This is a genomic window from Acidimicrobiales bacterium, assembly GCA_035546775.1.
Classification (GTDB): domain Bacteria; phylum Actinomycetota; class Acidimicrobiia; order Acidimicrobiales; family JACCXE01; genus JACCXE01.
The window spans coordinates 88,086-98,145 of sequence record DASZWD010000054.1 but is presented as its reverse complement, the minus strand read 5'-3'; the positions used below and the strand labels follow the sequence as shown (position 1 = coordinate 98,145).

The following is a 10,060-nucleotide window of genomic DNA, read 5'->3' as shown; positions in this document are numbered from 1 at the left end:
CGTCTTGTCCTTGCCCCCACACGCGCCGAGCAGGGCTGCGAGGACAACAAAGGCAACAAACAGCCGACGCACGGTGGCGAGGTTAGAGGGGTCACACCGCTTCGGTACATTCACCTCGGATGCAACCCGCGGGTTACCACGGCATCGGCATGGCGCGCTTGGCTCGGCGCGACCGGGCCGCGGCCGGCGTCGACCGGGCGACGCTGAAGCGCGCCTGGAGTTTTGCCGGCAAGTACCGCGTCCAGCTCTTCCTCTACATGGCCACGATCGTCGTGATCTCCTTCGTGGCCGCGGCGCCGCCGCTGGTGTTCAAACGGCTGATCGACACCGCCATCCCGCACGAGAACCTCCGGCAGGTGAACGTGCTGTTCGTCCTCGCCGTGGGCTTGGCGCTGGCGGAATCGGCGCTGCGGTCGCTGTCGCGCTGGTTCGGCGCCCACATCGGCGAGAGCCTGATCTTCGACCTGCGGGTAGCGATGTTCGAACGCGGCCAGCAACTCCCGCTCGCCTTCTTCACCCGCACGCAGACGGGCGCACTGCTCAACCGCATGAGCTCCGACGTGGTGGGCGCTCAAGCCACGATCGGCACCATTGCCACGGTGTGGTCCGACATCTGCCTGCTGGCGACCGTGGTCGTGGTGATGCTGAAGCTGTCGTGGCAGGTCACGCTGGCGTCGCTCACGATCATCCCCATCCTCATCGCCGTCGACCGCTGGCTGAGCCCGCGCATCGTGGCCATGAACCGCCAGCGCATGCAGCTCCAAGGGACGATGTCGGCCACGATCGCCGAGCGCTTCAACGTGAGCGGCGCGCTGCTCGTCAAGTTGTTCGGCCGCGCCAAGAGCGAGCGCGACATGTTCGCCGAGACCGCCGGGACGGTGCGCGACACGGGCGTGCAGCTCGCGATGGTCAGCCGGCTGTACTACGCGTCGCTCACGCTCGCCGGCGCGCTCGGCACCGCGGCGGTGTACTGGCTCGGCGCCCGCGCCGTCATCAGCGGATCGCTCAAGATCGGTTCGCTCGTCGCCCTGTCGCTGTACGTGACGCGGCTGTATTCGCCGCTGACCGACCTGGCGTCGTCGCGAGTCGACCTGCTCGGCGCCCTCGTCAGCTTCGAACGCTGCTTCGAGATTCTCGACGCGCCGACGCCGATCGTCGACGCGCCCGACGCCGTCGACCTCGTCAACTGTCGCGGTGAGATCACGTTCCACGACGTGCGCTTCCGCTATCCGGCACCGTCCGCGGTGTCGGTGATGTCGCTCGAGGGCGACGGGGAGACGCCGCTGTCCGACGAGCCCTCCGCCGAGATCCTCCACGGCGTGTCCTTCACCGCCGAGCCGGGCCAGCTCGTCGCACTCGTCGGGCCGTCCGGAGCGGGCAAGACGACGATCAGCAATCTGATCCCGCGCCTGTACGACGTGACGGGCGGCGCTGTGAAAATCGACGGCCACGACGTGCGCTCGCTCACGCTCGGCAGCCTGCGCGCCGCCATCGGCGTCGTCACACAAGACCCACATCTGTTCCACGACACCGTCGAGCACAACCTGCGCTACGCCGCGCCCGACGCCACCACCGAACAACTCCACGACGCCTGCCGCAAGGCGCGCATCCACGACGTGATCGCCGCGCTACCCGACGGCTACGACACCGTCGTGGGCGAGCGCGGCTACCGGCTGTCAGGCGGCGAGAAACAGCGCGTGGCGATCGCCCGCCTGCTGCTGAAGGACCCGGCCATCGTCATCCTCGACGAGGCCACCAACAGTCTCGACGCCGAAACCGAGGCGCTCGTGCAGGAGGCGCTCAGCCACGCCCTCGTCGGGCGCACCGCGGTGGTCATCGCCCACCGCCTCTCGACGATTCACGACGCCGACCAGATCCTCGTGGTCGACGCCGGCCAGATCATCCAGCGCGGCACCCACCGCGAACTGATCGCGACCGGCGGCCTCTACGCGGAACTGACCGAGCGCCTCGCCACGAACTAGGGCGTAACCGTCACGGTGCCATTCATTCCCGCATGAATGGAGCACTGGTAGGAGTACGTTCCGGGCTTGGAATAGACGTGGGTCACCGTGAACTTCGAGCCGGCCTTGTGCGTGATGCCGTCGTCGCCGTGCAGGTCGTGCACGATGCTGCCGTCGACATCCCACTCGACCACGTCGCCGACCTTGACGGTCACTTCCTGGGGCGTCCACGTCGTGCCCTCAGCCTTGATGACCGCCGCCGGGGCCGTGCCGCTCGCCTGGGTCGTCGTCGTTGCCTTCTTCGAGCCGCCGCCGCCACAGGCAGCGCCACCCACCATCGTCAATGCCGCTACTGCGACGAGGATCTTGCGCATAGGCCCATCCTTCCAGCCGCGCCGCGGCGCTCCAAAACAGCACTCATCGGCGGCTCGGGTGCAGCCAGCCGTCGATCACGGCGACCAGCTCGGCCAGCGACTCGATGGTGGCGTCGGGATTGACGACGTAGTCGTCGTCTTCCGGGCCCGGCACGACCAGCACCGCCCGCATTCCCGCTGATTGGGCCCCGAACACGTCGTCGTAACGCCGGTCGCCGACGAATACCGCCCGCGCCGGTCGGACGTCGAGAGCGCGCAGCGTCGTCCGGAACGCGATCGGGTGCGGCTTCACGTGGGTCAGCTCCGAGGAGTAGACGCGCTCGTCGATGAACTCGGCGAGCCCGTCGCGTTCGAGGAGCTCCTCGTGGAACGACCGCGGCCAGTGCGTATTCGACAGCAGCGCCGTCTTGAGGCCCATCCCCTTGAGCGCGGCGAGCATGGGCACGGCGTCGTCCTTGTGGCGCAATTCGAGCTCCCACGCTTCGAAGTACTTGCCCGCGGCCAGCTGGAACTCCGCTTCGGCCAACTCCACGTCGTGCTCGGCCATGGCGGCGGCGAAGATGTCCTCGATCCTGCCGGAGCGTTGGGCGCCGCGGATCTGGGCCCACACGTCGTGCTCGGCCCGCATGAGCGCAGCGGCCAGGTCGTCGATGCGCGCCGGGTCGATGGCGGCAGCCGCAGCCCGCCAGAACTCGGGCACCTGCGCCTGCGGCACCCAGTGCGACAGCGTCCCACCCCAATCAAAAATCACCGCCTCGACGGGTTCAACCATTGGAAGCGACAGTAGACGTGAGGCCGCCGGCGCTAGGCGTCTAAGAAGTACATGCCGCCGTCGGGGTGGTGGCCGACGTTGGGGCCGTTGGCCCAGTGGTTGATGCCGGTGTAGTGGGCGATGAAGCTGTGGCGGATCGTGCCGGGCACCGCCGGCGGACTGCCGCGATGCACCAGGCGACCGTGCCAGATGAGGACGTCACCCTTCTTGCCGAGGAAGGTCCGCACCTCGGCGCCGCGGCGGGCGATCTCCTCGATCAGGACCGGGTCGAGGATCGCCTCGGTCTTCTTGGGCCACTGGTTGCCCTCGCGGTCCTCGGGCGGCAAGAACAGGCGGATGCGGTCGCGGCGCACCACGGGCCACCGGTGCGAGCCGGGCACGTACTGGAACGGCCCGCTTTCTGGATCGATGTCCTTCACGGCGAACCACACGGCGCAGTACCAACTCTTCGTGCCCGAATAGTTCAGGTAGTCGTCCTGGTGCCAGTTGCGTTCGGTGCTCACGATGCCCGTGAGATTCAGGTTCACTGCCATCGGTTCGCCGATGAGTTCACCGAGCAGATCGACGAGGGGACGGTACACGGACAGGTTGAGCGCCTCGGGCACCGTCAGGTAGGGCGCGCCCTGCGGCCAGCCGCCGAGGTCCTCGAGCTGGCTGCGCCGGGCCCAGTAGGCGTCGAGGAGGTCGTCGGGGATGAACCCCTCCTTCAGCACGAAGCCCTCCTCCCACCATTGACGCTGGTCGGCGGTCAGGGTCGAGGGGTCTACGCCGGCGCGGTCGAGCGGTGGCAAGTCGGAGTCGTCGAGGTGCTCGGTCAAGTCCTCGAGCGTCGGTTGCGGCAGCCGGGGAAGGTAGCGGTCCCACAGGTCGCGCCGAGCGCGTGCCTCGGCGTCGTCCGTCGCGACCACGGCGGGGGCCACGAGCCCTTGGTCTTCGTACAACCGCAGCAGTCGCTGCATCGGACCGGTGCGGCCGACGGTAAGCGCGCCGCGCCGGATACTTGCCCGCACGCCCATGCGCGCAGTGTACGGCCCCAGCGCGACGAGGGGCAGACGCGAAGAGGGGGAGGTCCGAAGACCTCCCCCTCCCCTACAGCGTTGGTGGGATCACCTACGCCGTGCGCGCCTTCCGACGAAGGAAGACACCGATGGTGAGGAGCAGAAGGCCAAGCAGAGCGAGACCTTCAACCGACCCACCAGTGTTCGGCAACGACACCGACGGATGAACCGGCGTTGGCGTGGTACCAGGCGTCGGAGGAACGACCGGCCCAGGACCCGGATGGGGGCAAGGGCAGGGCAGCGGCAGCGGCGGGAGCTCCGGCTGCGGGCAGGTAGGCCCGAAGTCGATGCCCTGACACGTCGCATTCGATGCGATGTTCCCGAAGGCGTTGGCGTTACCCGTGTGGATATTCGCCGTGCCGTCCGACGTGTTGCTAAGAGTCGCCACGTTCGACGCCACTTCGCCAGGAGCCGTAGCCGTGGCGGTGTGGGTCGTCGTGTTGACCGAAGTGTTACCGGCACCAACATTGAGGCCGGAGTTAGCGAAGGCAAGACCGAGATTCAGAGTGGTCGAGTCTTCGCCGTCGACGGTGCCAGTCGCCGAGCGATTGCCCAGCGCGTAGGCATCACCAGTGGTGGCGTTGGCAGTGCCATTCGAGTCGTTGGACTCGGTGATGTCATTGCTCGCCACACCATCATCACCAAGGTTGATGCTGCCCGGGCCGGCCTGAACGAAGCCGGCGAAGACAGTCGAGGTGATGGTGTTGGTAGAGGCATTGCCGACAACGACGTTGAGGCCGGTGTTGGCAAGGCCAAGACCAAGATTGACGACGATGGAATCGCCGTTCGTCATGGTCGTGCTCGTGTTGCCGAAGCCCGTCGCACCACCGGTCGTCAGGTTCGCAGAACCGTTCGACTTGTTGGCGGACGAGACCGTGTTGGCGGCGACAACGTCGTCAGCAACATTGAGGCTGCCGGCGCCCGCTTCGTCGAAGCGCGCGTTCTGAGCATCAGTGATGGTGTTGACGGAGCCATTGCCAACGGCGGCGTTGATGCCGGAGTTACCGACGCCAACACCAATGTTGAACACCAGCGTCGTCGAGTCGTCCGCCGGGGTGGCGTTCGTCTCGGTCGTCGAGGTGTTACCAAATCCGCAGCCGACACCAGTCGTAATGCTGGCGCTGCCGTCGGAGTTGTTGTTCAGCTGCGCCGTGTTGGACGCAACCGCATCGCCACCCACGTTCAGCGAACCGGTACCCGTTTCACGGATAACGGCAGCCTGCGGGCCGATGTTGGTGTTCTGCGAGGCATTGCCAATAGCGGCGTTGAGACCGCTGTTGCCAAGGCCGACACCGAAGTTCACGACGACCGTGGCGTTATCCACGTCCGTGAAGCCGAGACCATCGATGTTGTTGTTGGCCACCTGGTTGACAACGGTGGTGGAACGGTTGCCCGAGCCAACAGCGTCGCCAGTGTGGACCGAAGCCGAACCATTGCTCTGGTTCCACTGCGTGGCGTCATTCACCACGGCAGCGTCGCCGGCAATGCGAAGGCTCCCGGCATCCGATTCACGAATACGCGCCGCCTGAGAATTGGTGACGGTGTTCTGCGAAGCGTTGCCAACCGCCAGGTTGAGACCGCTGTTCGCCACGCCGATACCGACGTTGACGACGAGAGCGTTCTGGTCAACCAGAGCGAAGCCAGAACCGGCAATGTTGCTATTGCTGGCCTGGTTGACGATGGTGGTAGCACCAGCGTCGTTGCCGATGGCGTTGGAAGCACCAGTGGTGATGCTGGCATTGCCATCCGAAGTGTTGCCGCCCTCGCTGGTGTTGCTAGCGACGACGTCGTCGGCACGAAGCGAGCCGGCGCCCGACTCACGCACGAAGGCACGCTGGTTGCTGCCATTGGCATTAACCGAGGCGTTGCCGACCGCGAGGTTCAGACCCGAGTTCGCGATACCGACACCAGCATTCACGACGCCCGCGTTCTGGTCGTTCAGGGTGAAGCCATTACCGGTGATGTTGGTATTGGCGGCCTGATTCACAGTCGTGGTCGACATGTTGCCGGTCGCAGTGGAAGCACCGGTGGTGACACTGGCGCTGCCGTTGCTGTTGTTGGTGTTGCTGGCATCGTTCACCACGGCGAGGTCGCCGGCGCGAATGCTGCCCGCATCCGATTCACGGATGTGAGCAGTCTGCGCGGCGGCCGCGACGTTGATGGAGCCGTTGCCAACGGCGGCGTTGAGGCCGGAGTTGGCCACACCGACGCCGATGTTGGTGACGTTGGCCGTCTGGTCGTTCAGGGCGAAACCATTACCGGTGATGTTGGTATTGGAAGCCTGGTTGACCGTCGTGGTCGACGTCGACCCCGTGGCGGTGGCGGCACCGGTGGTGACGCTCGCCGAACCGTTGGAGTCAGTGCTGGTGGTGGCATTGTTCGACGCCACCAGGTCGTCGGCGCGGATGCTGCCAGCGCCGGTTTCGCGGATCGCGGCGTTCTGCCCAGTGGCAGCCACGTTGATCGAAGCGTTACCGACGGCCGCATTCAGGCCGCTGTTGGAAACCGCGATACCGACGTTGGTCACATTGGCGGTCTGATCAGGCAGGGAGAAACCCGTCCCGTCATGATTCGCCGACTGCGAAACGTTGGTGGTCGCGGCATTGCCGGTGGCCGTGCTCGCACCAGTGGTGATGCTCGCATTGCCGCCCGAGGTGGTGCTCACGGTCGAGTCGTTAGAAGTAACGAGATCGCCCGCGTTGATGCTGCCGGCGCCGGTTTCCCGGATGCCGGCGGTTTGTGCACTGGCGGCGACGTTCAGCGAAGCGTTGCCGACAGCGATGTTGCCACCAGAGTTCGCAGCCGCGATACCGACGTTGACAACGGTCGCATTCTGATCACTCAGCAGGAAGTTGCCACCATTGCTGTTGGCAGCCTGCGAAATGTTCGTGGTGCTTGCACTGTCATTGCCGATGGCGCTGGCGGCGCCGGTGACGATGTTGGCATTGCCGTTCGACGAAGTCGTGGCCGTGCCGTCGTTGCTCGCAACGAGGTCACCCGCGTTCGGGAAGTTGCTGTTCGGCAGCTGAGCCGTCTGGCCAGCAGCCGCAACGTTCAGGGACGCGTTCCCCACTGCGATGTTGCCGCCGGTGTTGGCAACGCCAACGCCGACGCTCACTGCGACAGCCGTCTGATCGGGGAGCGAGAAACCCGCACCGTCGATGTTGGCGGCCTGGGCAACGTTCGTGGTCGAACGGCTGCCCACGGCAGAGCCGGCGCCGGTGGTGATCGACGAGGAGCCATTGCTCTCCGTCTTCGTCGAACCGAAGTTCGCCGCCACTGCGTCGTCGGTACCACCGAAGAGGACCTGAGCGAGCTGACCGACAGCGGCGACCGAAATCGCGACGTTGCCGATAGCCAGGTTCAGGCCGGTGTTGGCAAAGCCAAGGCCGATGTTGGCCGCGATCGCCGTCTGATCCGTGAGCAGGAAGCCGTTGGCGCCATTGGCGTTCGCGGTCTGCGCAAAGGTCGAGTCGGCGGCGCTGCCCACGGAGGTGGCATTGCCGGTGGTGATGCTGGCGGAACCGTCACTGTTGGTGGCGGCATCGCCGAAGTTGCTTGCAACTGCATCCGACTGAGCCGGATTGACGGTCGCGGTCTGTGCCGTGGCAGCAACGTTGATAGAGGCATTGCCAATAGCAGCGTTGAGGCCAGTGTTGGACACACCGAGGCCGAAGTTGATGACGGCAGCGGTCTGGTCGGCCAGGACGATGTCAGCACCATTGGTGTTGACGGCCTGAGCGACGTTGGTGCTGCCCGAGTTGCCGAGCGAGTCGGCAGAGCCGGTGGTGACCGACGCCGAGCCGTTGCTCGTCGTCGTGGCATCACCGAAGTTGGATGCAACAGAGTCGTCGCCGTTGTTGACCACGGTTGCGGCCTGAGCAGCGGCAGCGACGTTCACCGAGCCGTTACCCACGGCAAGGTTGAGACCGGTGTTGGCGATACCGATACCGGCATTGACCACGAGCGCGGTCTGATCAGGCAGCACGAGGCCACCCGTCGAGTTCGCGTTGATCGCCTGAGAGACGTTCGTCGTGGAGTCATTGCCAGTGGCGGAAGCCGCACCAGTCGTGATGGAAGCCGAACCGTTGGACGGATCGGTAGCGGTGCCGAAGTTCGCAGCGACGGTGTCGCCGTTGTTCGCTCCAGCGTTGGTGTCGGCCGCAGTCTGAGCGACAGCCGCAACGTTGGTGGAGGCATTGCCCACGCCAATGTTGCCGCCGGTGTTCGCCACAGCGAGACCGAGGTTGAAGACGTTGGCGTTCTGATCCGTGAGGACAAGCACATGGCCGGTCGTGTTCACGTTGAGCGCCTGGGTGAGATTGGTAGTAGAGCGATTACCGGTAGCGCTGGCGGCGCCAGTGTTGATGCTGGCGGAGCCGTTGCTGTTGGTGCTGGCGGTGCCGTCGTTCGAAGCGACAGCGTCGTCAGCCGGTGGACCTGCACCAGCAACTGCACCTTGGACGGCGTTCGACGTCGAAGTAGCGCCGTTACCGACCGCAGTGTTCAGGCCAGTGTTGGCGAATGCCGCTCCCGCATTCACGGTCGTCGCGTTCTGGTCACCTAGCACGATGACGCCCATGGCGCCAGGTGCATCGATGTTCCGGATCTGCGTGACGCTGTTGGTAGCCACGTTGCCCACTGCATTGGCGTCGCCGGTCATAATGCCGGCCGTGCCGTTGGAGTTGGTCGACGCGGTGCCGGTGTTGCTGGCGACCGAATCGCCGGTTCCAGCGTTCGTCACTGCCGACGCCTGATTGGCGTTGGCGACGTTCGTGGAGCCGTTACCAACCGCGGCGTTACCGCCAGTGTTCGCGCCGGCGATGCCGACGTTCACAATGGTGGCGTTCTGATCGCCCAGGGCGACCACACCGAGGCAGTTGGGACAGTCGATGGAATTCGACTGATTGATGGTGTTGTTCGACGTCGACCCTGTAGCAGACGCGTCACCCGTAGAAATACGGGCGTCGCCGCCGGAGTCGTTGTGAACCGTCGCATCGTTTGTGGCAACCGCATCACCGTTTCCGCCAGTAGCGGTCGCGTTCTGCGTGGCATTGCTGTTGTTCACGGAACCGTTGCCGACTGCCGTATTACCGCCCGTGTTCGCGCCTGCGATGCCAATGTTGACAACAGTCGCGTTCTGGTCGGTAATGGAGACGACACCGTTGTGACCCTGCACCGTCGTCTGCGACACGTTGTTCGTGGCCGAGTTGCCCGTCGAGTTGGCGTTGCCAGTCGTAATGCTGGCGGAACCGTTCGACGAGTTACCCGAATTCGCAGAGTTGGGCGCGACAGCATCATCGCCGCCAGAAGTACTGGCAGCTGCCTGGTTGCTGGTGGCTCCGTTGTTCGAACCATTGCCACCTGCCGTGTTTCCGCCAGTATTCGCTCCTGCTGCACCTGCGTTGGCAGTTGTCGCCGCTTCATCAGCGTGCGCAACCCCGCCAAACATCAGGACAAACAGCATGACCGCGGAGGAAAACAGAAGGGCAATGGCACCGTACTTGGAGCCAGTCCTCTCTTTGCTCGTAACCAATTTCTCACCTCCTTTCGTGTTTTCTCGTTTGTTGGATAGGTAGGTACTGCTGGTTACTGCGGGTACTGCTGGGTGTTGCTTTGTGTTGCTGGGTGAAGCACGCCGCGACGAAGACGCCTCGGCGTTTGGTACGGGGTGCCCGATGCACTGTCATCGGAAGGGGAAGCGTGTTGTTCGCCTCGCCCCACGTCGCCTCTGCTGCACAGAGAGGTCGCACGTCGGCACCCGCAGGTTTACTGGCGGGCCACGCCCGCGTCAAACATTTGGGAGGCGTGAAAGGCGCTGAAACGCGTCAGTACGCCGGGGAAAAACCCTCAACCAAGGGTCTAGATCAGGTTGAGGGTTTGCTCTCTGTGGCG

At 64.9% G+C, this 10,060-nt stretch carries 5 protein-coding genes; 1 reads left to right on the top strand and 4 read right to left on the bottom strand.

What is annotated here, in order from left to right; all coding sequences use genetic code 11:
* Positions 1 to 119: 119 nt before the first annotated feature.
* Complete coding sequence (locus tag VHC63_13615) at positions 120 to 1,982, top strand: ABC transporter ATP-binding protein (protein HVV37642.1); 1,863 nt, start codon at positions 120 to 122, stop codon at positions 1,980 to 1,982.
* On the opposite strand, the gene VHC63_13610 is transcribed toward VHC63_13615, so the two are convergent.
* From VHC63_13610 to VHC63_13595, 4 genes are all read right to left on the bottom strand, one after another.
* Complete coding sequence (locus tag VHC63_13610) at positions 1,979 to 2,335, bottom strand: hypothetical protein (GenBank protein HVV37641.1); 357 nt, start codon at positions 2,333 to 2,335, stop codon at positions 1,979 to 1,981. The genes VHC63_13615 and VHC63_13610 overlap by 4 nt on opposite strands.
* Before the next feature lie 43 nt (positions 2,336 to 2,378).
* Positions 2,379 to 3,107: an HAD family hydrolase gene (locus VHC63_13605; GenBank protein ID HVV37640.1), complete on the bottom strand. Its 729-nt coding sequence runs from the start codon at positions 3,105 to 3,107 to the stop codon at positions 2,379 to 2,381.
* A gap of 32 nt (positions 3,108 to 3,139) precedes the next feature.
* A complete protein-coding gene (locus VHC63_13600) occupies positions 3,140 to 4,123 on the bottom strand; it encodes a phytanoyl-CoA dioxygenase family protein (protein HVV37639.1) in 984 nt (327 codons plus the stop codon).
* Positions 4,124 to 4,217: 94 nt separating this feature from the next.
* Positions 4,218 to 9,632 (bottom strand): LPXTG cell wall anchor domain-containing protein, encoded by a 5,415-nt coding sequence (locus VHC63_13595; protein ID HVV37638.1) that lies wholly within the window; start codon positions 9,630 to 9,632, stop codon positions 4,218 to 4,220.
* Between the last annotated feature and the right edge of the window lie 428 nt (positions 9,633 to 10,060).